This is a genomic window from Nocardia xishanensis NBRC 101358 (genome assembly GCF_001613365.1).
GTDB classification, from domain to species: Bacteria; Actinomycetota; Actinomycetes; order Mycobacteriales; family Mycobacteriaceae; genus Nocardia; species Nocardia xishanensis.
This window is the reverse complement of the sequence record NZ_BDCF01000015.1, coordinates 121900-136455: the sequence shown is the minus strand read 5'-3', so window position 1 is coordinate 136455 and position 14556 is coordinate 121900. Positions and strand designations below refer to the sequence as shown.

Annotated in this window: 9 protein-coding genes and 1 pseudogene; 7 read left to right on the top strand and 3 right to left on the bottom strand. The window is 67.7% G+C overall.

Going from position 1 to position 14556, the window contains the following annotated elements; all coding sequences use genetic code 11:
- Window positions 1–151: 151 nt before the first annotated feature.
- The 4 genes from NX1_RS35400 to NX1_RS14680 all read left to right on the top strand — a co-directional run bounded on the left by NX1_RS35400 (window position 152) and on the right by NX1_RS14680 (window position 5398).
- On the top strand, window positions 152–1195 hold the full coding sequence (locus NX1_RS35400) for a hypothetical protein (protein WP_084501434.1): 1044 nt from the start codon (window positions 152–154) through the stop codon (window positions 1193–1195).
- A gap of 347 nt (window positions 1196–1542) precedes the next feature.
- Window positions 1543–2001, top strand: coding sequence for a pyridoxamine 5'-phosphate oxidase family protein (locus tag NX1_RS14690; RefSeq protein WP_068058714.1), 459 nt, complete (start codon window positions 1543–1545; stop codon window positions 1999–2001).
- Window positions 2002–2246: 245 nt separating this feature from the next.
- Window positions 2247–2858: a phosphatase PAP2 family protein gene (locus tag NX1_RS14685; protein ID WP_245668507.1), complete on the top strand. Its 612-nt coding sequence runs from the start codon at window positions 2247–2249 to the stop codon at window positions 2856–2858.
- A 137-nt stretch (window positions 2859–2995) separates the two neighbouring features.
- Window positions 2996–5398, top strand: coding sequence for a lysylphosphatidylglycerol synthase domain-containing protein (locus tag NX1_RS14680; protein WP_068058709.1), 2403 nt, complete (start codon window positions 2996–2998; stop codon window positions 5396–5398).
- Between the two features lie 308 nt (window positions 5399–5706).
- On the opposite strand, the gene NX1_RS14670 is transcribed toward NX1_RS14680, so the two are convergent.
- Both NX1_RS14670 and NX1_RS14665 read right to left on the bottom strand, forming a co-directional pair.
- Window positions 5707–7401: a SulP family inorganic anion transporter gene (locus NX1_RS14670; protein ID WP_068058705.1), complete on the bottom strand. Its 1695-nt coding sequence runs from the start codon at window positions 7399–7401 to the stop codon at window positions 5707–5709.
- Between the two features lie 87 nt (window positions 7402–7488).
- Window positions 7489–8145, bottom strand: a pseudogene (locus tag NX1_RS14665) (DUF4389 domain-containing protein); the annotation flags it as partial.
- A gap of 1077 nt (window positions 8146–9222) precedes the next feature.
- On the opposite strand from NX1_RS14665, the gene NX1_RS14660 reads away from it, so the two are divergent.
- From NX1_RS14660 to NX1_RS14650, 3 genes are all read left to right on the top strand, one after another.
- Window positions 9223–9552, top strand: a complete 330-nt coding sequence (locus NX1_RS14660; RefSeq protein ID WP_068058702.1) for an ArsR/SmtB family transcription factor — start codon at window positions 9223–9225, stop codon at window positions 9550–9552.
- A gap of 117 nt (window positions 9553–9669) precedes the next feature.
- The gene (locus tag NX1_RS14655) at window positions 9670–11472 is read left to right on the top strand and encodes a phosphoenolpyruvate carboxykinase (GTP) (RefSeq protein ID WP_068058783.1); all 1803 of its coding nucleotides are present in this window, start codon (window positions 9670–9672) and stop codon (window positions 11470–11472) included.
- A gap of 2 nt (window positions 11473–11474) precedes the next feature.
- Complete coding sequence (locus NX1_RS14650; RefSeq protein WP_084501440.1) at window positions 11475–13127, top strand: SulP family inorganic anion transporter; 1653 nt, start codon at window positions 11475–11477, stop codon at window positions 13125–13127.
- Between the two features lie 271 nt (window positions 13128–13398).
- Here NX1_RS14650 and NX1_RS14645 read toward each other — a convergent pair whose 3' ends face one another.
- Window positions 13399–14094, bottom strand: coding sequence for a TetR/AcrR family transcriptional regulator (locus NX1_RS14645; RefSeq protein WP_218024128.1), 696 nt, complete (start codon window positions 14092–14094; stop codon window positions 13399–13401).
- Window positions 14095–14556: the final 462 nt, after the last annotated feature.

Sequence of the window (14556 nt, the reverse complement as noted above, 5' to 3'; positions counted from 1 at the left end):
CTCCGGCCGCGCGAGACCCACGAAGCACGGATCGGCGCTGGTCAGTTGACCGCCCTCACCAGGGGTGCGCTGGTCGGTGGCCGAAAGTCCTGCACAGGTGGGTGCTTTGGGATCTGCCGCGGCGCGCCGGTCGAAGGGAGCATTGGTAACCATGGTCCACGACATCGATTACCGGACGCCGAGTTGGAGTGCCTCGGCGACGCTGACGGCGCTGCGTTCCCCGCTCGCGAGTCGGCTGACAGGCAGCATGACCGAACTGCGTTATCACGGGCACCGTACAGGACGGCCGATCGCGTTGCCGGTCGCCTATGCCCGCGACGGCGATCGGGTACTGGTGCGGGTGGGCCGCGCGAACGGCAAGACATGGTGGCGCAATTTCACCGCGCCCGCCCCGCTGTCGGTGTGGATCGACCAACACTGGGTGCTCGGTACCGGCCATGTCCTCTCCCCCGGAGACACCGATTACGGCGCGGCGTGGAGCCGTTACCGCGCCAAGTTCCCTCGCACCCCCGCCGAAGGCAGCGACCCGATGGTCGTCATCACCCTGGGGCAAACCACCGATCCGCAACCGGGCGCATCGGCGGCGGGCAGAGGTGTGTGGTGGCGCTGGTTCAGGAGGGTGACCACCGGTGAACTCCTGGGATTCGCGGTGCCCGCCGTCGCCGGCGCCGCGACCGCACAGAGCAGCACAGCGGCCGCGGCCGCTGTGCTGCTCGCCGCGGGGGCAACCGAAGGCGCGGTTCTCGGCTGGTTCCAGGCCCATGTGCTACGGACGGTGATCACCGGGTTCGTGCGGCGGGACTGGGTCGTCGCGACCATGCTCGGCGCGGTGACGGCCTGGATGCTGGGGCTGGTGCCGGTCCTCACCGACGGCCTGGCGGGTTGGCCCCCGCTGCTGGTCGTGCCCGCGATCGCAGCGGGTGCGGCGGTCATGGTGTCATCGTTGGGACTGACCCAGTGGATAGTCTTGCGTCGCTACTTATCCGGCGCAGGCGGCTGGATCGCGGCCACGGCACTGGCCTGGATCGCCGGACTCTCGGTCATGGCAGCGGTGACCACACCGCTGTGGCAGCCCGGGCAGCCGCTTGCCCTCACCGTCGCCATCGGCGTCCTCGGCGGACTGGGCATGGCCGCGGCCATGGCCGCGGTCACCGGAACCTTCCTGGTGTGGCTGTTGCGCGCTCAACCACACTGACCGGCCTCGACCGGCGCGCCTCATCCGCGCAGGCGGATAGGTCACTACCAAGCCGATCCGGCGACATCCCGCTCCTGGACAGCGTTATGACCGGCACCGAAAGGCTTGGGTGGCGTTCCGAACGACCAACCCGTGCCGGTGGTACGGCCTTTGGTCCTCGATGCCGACGACCTTCGGCCCTGACGAGCAGCTCAGCGAAGTTGGTGACATGGAGCGATCGAGCACACGCGCGAACGGATAGGGCATCACGTGGGACCTTGTGAACCGATTGAGGGGGTGGCGTTCGCCGACTGTGTGCGGTGTTCACGCCGTGCTGATCGCCGCGGCGTCGGACGGGGCGCACGACGGTGAGCGGCTCCTCTATTGTGGGCCAGACCGACAGCAATGTCATCGAATTGGATCGCGAAGATGCCTTGGCACTGCTGGCGCAAGCACCGTTCGGTCGTGTGGTGTACACGCGTGACGCGCTGCCCGCGATCCGTCCGGTCAACCATCTGGTCGACAACGGCTCGATCATCGTGCGCACCAGGCTCGCCTCCCAGTTCTCCGCGGCCGTGCGGGGCCGCTCGGGCGTCGTGGTGGCTTACCAAGCCGATGACCTCGATATAGACCGCCGCACCGGTTGGTCGGTGGTGGTGACCGGGATAGCGCGTCCGGTAACCGATCCCGCGCGGATCGACCGCTATCAGCGGCTTCTGCGACCGTGGATCGGTTCACCGATGGACGGTGTGATCGAGATCGAGCCCACGATCGTCTCCGGCATCGAACTCATCGACAACCAGGCCGCCGGCACCCACGGCACGTAGTCGCGCTTACCAGGGAAACTTATTGCCGCAGTGCGGCATTCGCCGCTTCGCGGAGGCTCCTCGGCTCGACGCCGCGGTGATCGCCGTGCATAGCTGGTCGGAGTTCAATAGCTGCCGGTCCCGCACCACCAGCCACATGACAGCCGGAGTCGATCATGCGCCCTTCATTCCGTACCGGCCATCGGCGTGGTTCGACCGGCCCGCGGATCCCGATCGGCGGACCTGAGTGCGGGACCGCGGTGATGGTGACGAGCCCGGTTCGGCGACGTGGCGCGGACCTACAGCTCGCGGTCGCTGGTGTGGCGGTGTGCGCGGCTCTCGCGTGGGCGTGCGGCTCAGGGGTCGTCGACCGTGCCGATCACGCGCTGTTCCGGATGATCAACACACTGCCCGACGGGCTCTTTCGGCCTTTCTGGCTGATCCAGTTGGCGGGAGTGCTCGGCGCTCCCGCCGTTGTCGCGGCAATCGCGCTGGGAGCGCGCAGATTTCGCCTCGCCGCCGGTCTACTGTTGTTGATCCCGGTGAAACTCGTTGTGGAGCGAGACATCTTGAAGTCGCTCGTAGTCCATCGACGTCCTGGCGCCATCATGGCGGACGCGGTCCTGCGCGATGTGCCGACCGTCGGTTCGGCGTTCCCGTCCGGTCACGCGCTGCTGCTCTTCGGGATGGTGACGCTGTTGATCCCCTATTCGAGCCGCGGCCAGCGGTCTGTGACGCTGGCGATCGCGATCCTGGCCGCCGTCGCACGTATCTATCTCGGTGCCCATACCCCGCTCGACGTGATGGGCGGTGCCGCCGCGGGAATCGCCGTCGGCGCACTACTCAATCTGATTGTGGGCGTGCGGAATCCACGGTGACCGAGGCGAGTACCGCCCTGCGGGGCACTTCGACCCCGAACTGGGAGCCGATGTCCCCTCCCTCTCGGGCACGGCCGCCTGACACGGTTACACACGGATCCTCCGCGAAGGAGGCCACCGCACGAAAGATGAGGGCGATGACCACCGAGGTTGTCCGGGATTCGACACCAATAGCCGGCACGACCGGTGATCAGACATATCCGATCGTACTGGGGCGGCACGCCGCTGATGTGATCCGGCTGGTGCTGGGGCTTGTGACTCTTGGTGTTTCGGCACTGGTGGCCCGCCGCACCGAGGTCCCGCGGCTCGAGGTGGACCTGTTCCGGGTGATCAACGACCTGCCGTCCTGGGTGGCGCCGGTCGTGCTGGTGGTGATGCAGCTCGGCACGATCGGCGCGGTCGGCGTCGTCGCCGGTCTCGCGCTGGTCACCAGGCGTTTCGGGCTGGCCCGCGATGTCGCGGCGGCAGGCGTACTGGCCTACCTGCTGGCCATCGAGGTGAAATCCCTGGTGGGACGGGCGCGCCCGGATGTCCTGCTGAACGAGCTGATGCTGCGGACTCATCAAGGCGGGCTCGGCTTCGTCTCGGGACACGCCGCGGTCGCCGCGGCAATGGCGGCGGCCGCCGCGCCGTGGTTGCCGCGTCCGTGGCGGCGAATCGCCTGGGCGACCGCGGGCGTGGTAGCCGCGTCACGGGTCTTCGTCGGGGCGCATATGGTGCTCGATGTCGTCGGCGGAGCGGCTCTGGGTTGGACGGTTGCCGCCGCGCTGCACCTGATCTGGGGTGCCCCCGTACACCGCGCCGAGGCTCCCGTGCTCCGCGCGGCGCTCGCCGCGGCCGGTTGGAACCCGATCCGGGTGGAGCCCGCTGTACTGGACGCACGCGGTTCGCGGCCGTTCCTGGTGAGCGCGGATATCTCCGGACTTCGCACCGAACTGTTCGTCAAAGTGATCGGGTACCACGAACGCAATTCCGATATCTTGTTCAAGCTGTTCCGCCACCTCGTCTTTCGCGAAGTAGAAGACGAATATCCGTTCGCGACACCGAAGCAACAGGCCGAGCACGAGGCGTTCATCGCCCTGCTGGCCCAGCGAGCTGGTGTGCGCACGCCGACGGTCGTTTCGGTCGGTGTAGCCGACAACGGTGACGCGTGGCTCGCCGAAACGCGCATCCCGGGGCGTGATCTCGCTCGTTGCTCCGAACCCGTCTCCGACGAGGTGCTGTGCGAAGTCTGGGCCCAGATCGCGCGGCTGCGGGCCGCTCGCATCGCACATCGCGACCTGCGGCTGGCCAACATCCTGCTCGACGAGAGCCAGACGCCGTGGATCATCGACTTCGGCTTCGGCGAATCCGCCGCCTCCGACCACCGGCTCGACGCCGATGTCGCCGAGGCGCTGGCGTCGATGAGCCTGAAGGTCGGCACCCAGCGTGCGGTAGCGACCGCGCACCGGATTCTCGGCCCCGACGCGTTGAAAGGGGCTGCGCCGCTGCTGCAACCGCTCGCGTTGGCATCGGCGACCCGCAGCGCCGCCCGGCATCGGCGCGGCCTGCTCGACGAGCTGCGTGCTGCGGTCGGCGACGCCATCGGCGCCGAACCCGCCCGGCCGGAGGTGCTGTTGCGGTTTCGCTGGCGCACTCTGGGCTGGATCGCGGCCACCGCGTTCGCGACCTATGTGCTGCTGCCACAGATCGGTCAGCTCGGCCAACTGGTCACCACTTTGGACGACGCCCGGTGGCAGTGGCTCGTGGGAGCACTCGCGATGTCGGCGGCGACCTATGCCGCGGCGGCGCTGACGTTCATGGGCGCCAGCCCCCGCGCCCTCGCCTTCGGCCGCACCATGAACGTCCAGCTGGCGACCTCGTTCGCCAACCGGTTGGCACCCTATGGCCTCGGCGGAACCGCAGTCAACGAACGATACCTTGAGCGCTGTGGTCTGCCGCGGACCACCGCGATCGCCGTCATCGCGCTGACGGCGACCTCGGGCGCTGTGCTGCATGTCCTCGAATTGGGTGGCGTAGGACTGTGGCTCGGCAGCTCTCGGTCGCTGCTGTCCTCCGCACTGCCCAGCCGCTGGAGCCTGCTCATCGGATTCGTCGCCGTGATGACCGCGCTCGGCATCGCCATCGCCGTACTGCTGCGCCGCCCGGGCTGGCTCACCGAGATCCGCAGCACCGCCCGCTCGATGGCGGACATCCTCCGCACGCCGAAACGCGCGGCACTCCTCATCGGCGGCCAAGTGGGCGCCAACATCGCCTACATCGCGGCCCTGGGCTTCTCGGTACACGCCTTCGGCGGAACTCCATCAGCCGCCCTGGTCGCCGCGGTATTCCTCGGCGGCCAAGCTCTCGGCGCGGCGAGCCCGACCCCCGCCGGCCTCGGCGTCGTCGAGGCATCCCTGGTTGCCGGGCTCATGGTCGGCGGCGTGACAAGCGCGCCCGCCGTCGCTGGCGTGCTCGCCTACCGGCTGGCGACTTTCTGGATTCCAGCCGCCGTCGGCTTCTTCTCCTTCCGCGCCCTGCAGCGTCATCACATCCTGTGACGTCGGCATACCGGCCCTGGCCTCACACTCAGCACCATCGGTTTTCTCAGGCAGCAGGTTGCGTCGGCACGACCGGACGGAATACCCGCGACGGGTTGCTCGACACGGCCGATCCGCAGGGACGCGCAGCGCGGGAGTACATTTCGCTCCGCTCCGGTGAGGGCGCTCTGGTGTCGAGCGTCTGCGCGGGTGCGAAACTCGCCGCGGCCGGTGGTCTGGGTGATCGCACCGCGCCCGCGTTCTGGGGCGCGAGCGACGGCCGCGCAGGAGCTGGGAACCGCACGGGTCGAGGACACGTGGATTTGTGATCACGTCGACGCCACCGTGGCCTGATAGGCCGCGATCGCGGTAGGCAGCGTCGGATACAGGTGCTCGACGCCGATGCGACCGGTCAGGCCGGCGGCGTCGAGATTCGCGCGCAGGTCTTGCTTGACCCGCGCCATCGCGAAAGTAATTCCCCGGGTGGTCAATTCGCCGCGCAATTGTTCGAGCGCGTCGAGCGCGGTGAGGTCGACCTCGACGTTGGCTTCGGCGTTGAGCACGAACCAGCGAACCGCCACCCCATCGCGGTCGGTCTGCTGGTCGACCGCGGCGAGCGCGCGGCGGCGGAAGTCGTCGGCGTTGGCGAAGCACAGAGGCGCGTCGTAGCGGTAGATCACGAGTCCGGCAACGGGTTCGGCTTGTGGATAGTCATCGAGGTCGTGCATCCCCGCTATCCCGGGCACGAATCCAAGGATGGCGTCGTGGGCGCGCGCTACCCGGCGCAGCAGATCCAAGATCGACAACCCGACCGCGATCAACACCCCGTAGAGCACGCCGAAAACCAGCACCGCGACCAGAGTGGCCAACGCCAGCAGCAGCTCACTGCGCCGGAATCGAGCGATACGCACGAACTCCGGCCATTCGATCAGTCGCAGCGCGGCATAGATCACCAGCGCGCCCAGCGCCGCTGTGGGAAACGCCGCCAGCACTGTCGTTGCGCCGAACAACACCGCCAGCACGACCGCCAGCGCGGTCAGCGAGTACATCTGGGTGCGCGCGTGCATGGCGTCGGCGATGGTGGTCCGGCTACCGCTGCAGCTGACCGGGAATCCATGCAATACCCCCGCGGCCAGATTCGTCGCACCCAGGGCCGCCAGCTCGGTGTTGGCCTCGATATGGCGGCCGTGACGTGTCGCGAAGGCCCGCGCCGTCAAAGCGTTGTCGGAGAACCCCACCACCGCGATACCGATCGCGGGCAATATCAGCTGCCCCACGTCGCCCCATGCCACTCCCGACAGAGCTGGAGTCGGGATACCGGCCGGAATCGGGCCGACGGTGGCGATGCCATGCCGCTGCAGCGAAAACGCCGCGACCACCGCGGTCGCGGCCAGCACAGCAAGCAGCGGTGCGGGCAGGCGCGGCGTCCGCCACACCGCCAACCCAAGCGCGGCCAGCACACCGGCTGCCAGCGCGGCGGTCGGCCACTGCCACTGCTCGAGGTTCTCGACGAAGGAGCGCAACTGGTCAGGGATCGTCTGGCCCTCCACCGGCACACCGCTGATTCTGCCCAGCTGGCCGACGATCATGATGCCCGCGGTCCCAGCCAGATATCCGACGAGAACGGGTTTGGACAACAGATCCGCCAGGACGCCCAACCGGATCAGCGCACCGACCAGGCACACGCACCCCACCAGCACCGCCAGGATCGCGGCCAGTGCCGCATACCGCCCCGGATATCCCTCGGCCAGCGGAGCCAAGGCGACCGCGGTCATCAGCGCGGTCGTCGATTCCGGCCCTACCGAGAGCTGGCGCGAGGTACCGACCACCACATACACCGCCAATGGACCCAGCACCGCCCACAGGCCGACAACCGGCGGCAACCCTGCCACCGTCGCATACGCCATCACCTGGGGCACCAGATACGCCGCCACGGTCACCCCCGCCAGCACATCCGCACCCAACCAGCCACGCCGATAGTCACGGAACTGGCTCAAACCCGGAAACACCTGCGCGACTCTCATCTTCGATATTGTGCGTTTCATCGGACTCGCCCGCGCCGTCGCCTGGGTCCCGCTCCGCGCCGCCGAGCCAGCGCCGCGACTCTCCTCTCATCCTGTGGTGGTCGCCGGTTCTTCCCGCGGTCCTTGGTCGAGCCGGAACGGGGGGTACTCGTCACGCATGAGCGCGACGTAGGCGATCACGCGGTAGAGCCAGCGGTTGACGCCCATGACGAAATCGAACAACGGGCGCGGGTAGCGGCCGGTAGACAGCAAGGTCACCGCGGCGATAAGGACCAACACACCCAGCAGGCCGATGGTGCCCCCGCCGGTGGAGGATTGGCTGGTCTCCAGATTCGGTCCGGCCGTGGTCATCGCCGCGATCACCAGGTAGTGCGGGATCGCCAGCAACCACCACTTCACCAGCGGTTGCCAACGTGAGGACCGCTCCGGGTATTCGACCTGCAGATCGGCCGGATAGTCGGCGGGTCCGAGGGTGAACGGCGGATATCGGTCGGTGCCCAATGCCGCGTACGTGTAGAACTGGACCCGCCAATTCCAGCGCAGCACCCCGACATTGAAGTCGAACAACGAGCGCGGATACCGGCCCGTGCACACGATGGCGATACCCGCCGCCAGCGTCGCCGCCACGAACCCGATCCACAACACGATCAGAACAAGGTAATGCGGGATCGCCAGCAACCACTTCACCAGCCACCGCCACCGCGATAGCGACCCGTCCAAATCACCGCGCAGCGCCACTGGATACCTTGGCTTGTCAACGGCATTCATGCACACCACTCCTCATCCTTTCGAGCGTGCACCGTGCGGAGTATCGACCGCAGGCGTGCCCAGCATCGCCAGTCGCGACCGCTGACGCCCAGGCCCGAAAGGACTGCCCTGCCCCGACCAAGGACCTTCGAATCGGTGACCACCGACTGTTCTGCGCGGCCGCCCGCCCACAGAGCCCTGCCGCGATGCAGCACATCGGTGGCCGCGGCAGCCGTTGGACACGAACGTCCCAGGCGCTGCGGCCGATTCGGCAAGCCAGCGCCAGTTCTTGCACAGCCTGGTCACTCTGCAACCCGGGCGGTCGCCCGTCAGCGGCCTCGCTGCCCCGCACCGGAGTCAGAGCCTTGGTGTCGTGGACCGGCTTCGTCGCTGCCCGGGTTCTTCGAGTTCGGCCGCGAGGACCGAAATACCCAGCGCTGTAGGCAGTTCGGTCGGCCGCCGGAACCGGTCACAACTTGTCGAGTCGCCATCTGACGACGATTCGCCCGGCAGCTCGAAATCGGCAATCACCGCCAAGCGTTGTCGACCACGGATGTCTGGATGTTCAGCGTCGGCGGCGGCCCGGCGCTGCGTGGTCCGATCGGCCCGCCTCGCACGCACGGTGCCCGACGAGATCGCCGCACCGCGGGATGCGATCTCGCCTCGCGACTACATCGGTTTCGCCGGGAAATACGAACGCGCCGACGTTTCGTGGAAGACGCGCACCCTGTTCCGTCTCATCGGCGGCACCCGCTACGGCGACCTGCGCGACTGGAGCGCCATCCGCGCCTGGTCGGACACCATCGCTCGAGCCCTGGACCTGGCAGCGGCGTCAACCACCGCAATCGACCCTAGCGACTCCCCGCGACCGACCGAACAACCTCCAACCTCTTGTGCAGCGTCAGCGCCAGCTCCCCGGTGTCGCGTGCCGGGTCCACCAGCAGCTCGCCGGATCGCGGGGCGACAATCCTCAGCCATGCTAGAGTCTCTATGTTGTTTGCTAAACTATGCAAACAGTCCGGGCAGGGACGTCACCACTGCCCGTCAGGTGGAGCGGAAGGGAGTGACTCGTCGATGCCAGGACCGCAACGGCCGCTCTACCAGATGAAAGCCGACTTCTTCAAAACACTCGGACATCCCGTGCGGGTGCGGGTGCTCGAACTGCTCAGCCAGCGTGAGCACGCCGTTTCGGAGATGCTGACCGAGATCGGCATCGAGGCGGCCAACTTGTCTCAGCAGTTGTCGATCCTGCGGCGCGCCGGCCTGGTGACCGCTCGCCGCGAAGGGCTCTCGGTGACCTACGAACTGACCACCACCGAGGTCGCCGAGCTGTTGGCCGTTGCGCGGGCCATCCTCACCGGCGTCGTCGCCGGTCAGGTCGAAGCCCTCGAACAACCCGCCTGACCGTGGCTACCGGGGGGTGTGCGCTCGGTCACTGATTGCAGTTTTTCTAAACTAAATACCTAGCAGTTTTCGAAGGAGAGATTAGTCGTGACGGATCATCCCGGCACTGCCGCGACCATGGAGGCACCGACCGACCACGAAGGCATGCTCGCGTGGGTCGCCGAAATCGCGGAGCTGACCGCGCCGGATCGCATCGTCTTCTGTGACGGCTCGCGAGCCGAGTGGGACCGGCTCACCGGGCTGCTGGTCGAGAAGGGCACCTTCGTACCCCTCGAGGCGAAGCCGAACTCCTTCTGGTGTGTGTCGGATCCCGACGACGTGGCGCGGGTGGAGGACCGCACCTTCATCTGCTGCGAGAGTCGCGAGGACGCGGGCCCGACCAACAACTGGGTCGACCCGCTGGACATGCGCACGCTGATGACCGAGCACTACCGCGGGGCCATGGCGGGGCGAACGATGTATGTGATCGCCTTCTGCATGGGGCCGCTGGACGCCGAAGACCCGAAATACGGTGTGCAGATCACCGATTCGGAGTATGTGGCGGTGTCGATGCAGATCATGACCCGCTCGGGCACACCGGTGTGGGAGCAGCTCACCGATGGAACCGACTTCGTGAAGTGCCTGCATTCGGTCGGCGCACCGCTGGGCGCGGGCCAAGCCGATGTGGCGTGGCCGTGTGATACGACCAAGTACATCTCGCATTTTCCCGAGCGCCGGGAGATCTGGAGCTACGGCTCGGGTTACGGCGGGAACGCGCTGCTGGGGAAGAAATGTTTCGCGCTGCGGATCGCCTCGGTACTCGGCCGCGACGAGGGGTGGCTGGCCGAGCACATGCTGATCCTCAAACTCACCTCCCCGCAAGGCAAGACCCACTACATCGCGGCGGCGTTCCCGTCCTCGTGCGGCAAGACCAACCTCGCCATGCTCGAGCCCGCCTTGCCGGGCTGGCGCGCGGAGACGATCGGTGACGACATCGCCTGGATGCGGTTCGGCGCCGACGGCCGGTTGTGGGCGGTGAACCCGGAGGCCGGATTCTTCGGTGTCGCGCCCGGTACGGGGGCACGCACCAATCCGAACGCGATCGCCACACTCGATGCCGGAAATTCGATCTTCACCAACACCGCCCGCACCGATGACGGCGACGTGTGGTGGGAAGGCTTGACCGACACCCCGCCCGCGCACCTGATCGACTGGCACGGCCGAGACTGGACCCCGCGGTCGGAAAACCCTGCCGCCCATCCGAATTCCCGCTACTGCACCCCGATCGAACAGTGCCCGTCCGTGGCGCCGGAGTGGAACGACCCGACCGGGGTACCGATCTCGGCGATCTTCTTCGGCGGCCGCCGCAAGACGACGGTGCCGCTGGTGGCCGAGACCCTCGACTGGGAACACGGGGTGTTCACCGCGTCGGTGCTTTCGTCGGAAACCACCGCGGCAGCGGCAGGAGCGGTGGGAGTGGTGCGGCGGGATCCGATGGCGATGCTGCCGTTCCTGGGCTACCACGTCGGCGACTACTTCGCGCACTGGCTGCGACTCGGCGCCGCCGCCGATCCGGCGAAGCTCCCCAAGATCTTCCAGGTCAATTGGTTCCGCCGCGGTCCGGAGGGCGAGTTTCTGTGGCCCGGCTTCGGTGACAACGTGCGCGTGTTGAAGTGGGCGCTGGATCGCCTGGACGGCACCGCCGAAGCCGTCGAGACGCCTATCGGGTACGTGCCGACCGTTGACTCGCTGGATATGTCCGGCCTCGACGAGAATGACCGGAAGTCGGTCGCACAGGCGCTGGCCGTCGATCTCGAGGAGTGGGTCCGGGAAGTCCAATCGATCGACGAGTGGTACGCCACTATCGGCGGCAACCGGCTGCCCGAACAGCTGCGCGAGCAGCTCGCGGGGTTGAAACTGCGTCTGGCCGCCGCCTGGTGAGCGTGCGCGCACTCCTGCCGTCTCGGTCGGACTGGAGCCCGGCGGTCCGTGCACCCGGCGCGGACCTGCTATCAGGGCTCATGGTCGCGTTGGTCGCGCTCCCGCTGGCGCTCGGGTTCGGCATCAGCTCCGGCCTGGGTGCGGCTGCCGGTCTGGCGACCGCGGTCATCGCGGGCGCGGTGGCGGCGGTCTTCGGCGGGTCCCGGTTGCAGGTGTCCGGGCCGACCGGGGCGATGACCGTGGTCTTGGTACCGATCTTTCATCAGTATGGCGGGGGCGGAGTGCTGGCCGTGGGGCTGATGGCCGGCCTCGTGCTGGTGGTGCTCGCGGTCGCCGGGGTCGGCAGGGCAGTGCGCTACATGCCGGCCCCGGTGATCGAGGGCTTCACCGCCGGGATCGCCGTCGTCATCGCCCTGCAACAGTTCCCCTCCGCTCTCGGTATCGCCCACGCCGAGGGCGAGAAGGTGTGGCAGACGGCGTTCGAGGCGGTGCGGCAATACGTTGCGCACCCCCACCCGGTGACCCTCGCGACGGCGCTGCTGGTGGCGGCGGCCGTGCTGGCGGGAGGCCGGTACCTGCCGAAGCTGCCCATCGCGCTGGTCGCGGTGGCCGCAGCCACCGTCGCGGCGCAAGCACTGGACCTCGACCTCGCCCCGATCGGCGAGATCCCCTCCGGACTGGCCGCTCCCACGCTCGGATTCGTGCACCTCGATCAGCTCGGCTCCCTGATCGGGCCCGCGCTGGCGGTCGCCGCGCTCGCCGCGCTGGAGTCGCTGCTGTCGGCGACCGCGGCAGACGCGATGGCCGTCGGCACCCGCCACAACCCCGACCGGGAACTGTTCGGACAAGGCCTGGCCAACATCGTCGCGCCGATGTTCGGTGGTGTGCCGGCCACGGGTGCGATCGCCCGCACCGCGGTGAACGCTCGTTCCGGCGCCCGCACCCGCCTGGCCGCGCTCACCCACGCCGTCGTGCTGGCCGCGATCATCTACACCGCCGCCGGCGTGGTTGCCGACATCCCGCTGGCCGCGCTGGCCGGGGTGCTGCTCGCCACCACCGTACGGATGGTCGAAACCGCGTCTCTGGCGGCGATCGCCCGCGCCTCGAAAGGCGACGCCGCGATCATGACCATCACCTTCGGCGTCACCGTCGTGATGGACCTGGTCGCCGCTGTCGCCATCGGCGTCGGCATCGCCGTCGTGCTCGCCCTGCGGGCCGTCGCCAAAGAAGCCCGCCTGCAGCAGATCCCACTCGACACCCCGGCCGAGGACGCCACGCACCTGGCCGAAGAGCATCGACTGCTGCACGACCACATCGTGGCCTACCGCATCGACGGACCGCTGTTCTTCGCGGCAGCCCACCGATTCCTCCTCGAACTGGCCGAGGTATCCGACGTCCGCGTCGTCATCCTGCGCATGTCCCACATCACCGCCCTCGACACCACCGGCGCCCTCGTGCTCAAAGACGCTATCGGCAAACTCGACCACCACCACATCACTGTGCTCATGTCCGGCCTACGCGACGACCACCGCCGGCGCCTTGCCGCGATCGGCGCCCTCCCGCCGGGAGGTGACTCCCAGATCTTCGAACACACCCCCGAGGCCATCGCCTATGCCCGCACGCACTTGCTCGACCCGGCGAAGCAATCCCGCTGAGCACCGAACGCACTCCACGATGCCAACGCGTCGTCACCGAACTGGACGGTGCCGAACGGTTCGCTCTCCACCCGCGGTCGGTGGCCGGCTCCACCCACAGACGGTGGTTCGGTAGCCGCCCGGCGATCCGACGAACGCCCAGATTTGGTCCGCGCCCGCCTCATCGATCTGGCGGCAGACACGACATAACGCCGTGACGGGGTTCGATGCGTGCTATCGCCGGAGACGAGCGGTGGCGAGGTGGGCACGCCGCAGCCGATCGCGGGAATGGTCATCGGTCCGGCAGTTCTTTCGGCGGCCCCGCTGCCGCAGTGATGATCTTGATCACCGTGGCGACGAGCGGGCCGCCGGGATCGCTGAGACGTGGCAGCGATGTCCGATCTATCAGCAGAGATCCAAGAGTGAGATCTACCAGTTCGGCACCGACCCGCTCGGCGGCCCCACGCCCCTCCGGCTCGAACCACGTCCACGCCCATTGCGCGGCGCCGAAGATGAGCAGGCTCCGGATACTGATATCGATGGGCCGGAACTCACCCGCGGCAATGCCCGCGTCGAGCAAGCCGTGCAGCATTCCGATGTAATGCCTGCGCAGCTTGCGTCCCTCGGAGTTCTCCTCCTGCTGTGCGAACCGCGCGACCTCACGCTGGAATGCGACGGTCCGGTTTCGGTCGACCACCTGGTAGAGGATGGACGCGTGCAACAGCGCGGCGAGCTGTTCGCTCGGCGTAGGAAACGCCGACATGATGCGCTCCGCCTCATCGATCCGCTGCCGCATGTAGGAAATGTGCAGCGCTTCCAGCAAGCGAGCCTTCGTGCCGTAGTGGTGCACGATCAAGCCCTGGGAGATGCCCAGCTCATTCGCGACGCCACTGAAACTGGTCCCGTCGTACCCTTTCTCGGCAACATGGCGCGTAAAAGTATCCAGAATCGCACCCGACTTGCCAGGCTCCGCCGCACGCCTACCCACCGACACCACCCCTCGTCGTCCCATTTCAGGCACACTCCAGCGTCCACTACCCGCTCGTTGACTGAGTGCGCAGTCAGTATTAGCATTATGCGCCGAGTCACAGCGGTGCACTTGGTGCATCAACTTCCACTACATCTGAGCAATCGAATATGCGACAGCACGCCTATCCAACCGAGGCCGCGAGCGAACGACGTGCCTCCCAACTCCACATCCGACCCCACTTCCGCGGCCCGCGGGATCTGCGCACCACGTCTAGCGGTCGCGGCGCCGACCAGGGGTTCGCACCGCCGACGGCAATCACCGTGAGCAGCCGTTGCTTGCTCCCGGAACTGGCGATGTGGAACGGCTCGTGCGGTCCGGCACCTGTGACAATCAGTGAGCACCGCTCACGTATGGACTCGACGGCATCCTCGGATCCGCGCTTGACATGACCGATCGCTTTGGCCATGGCATCTCGACCCG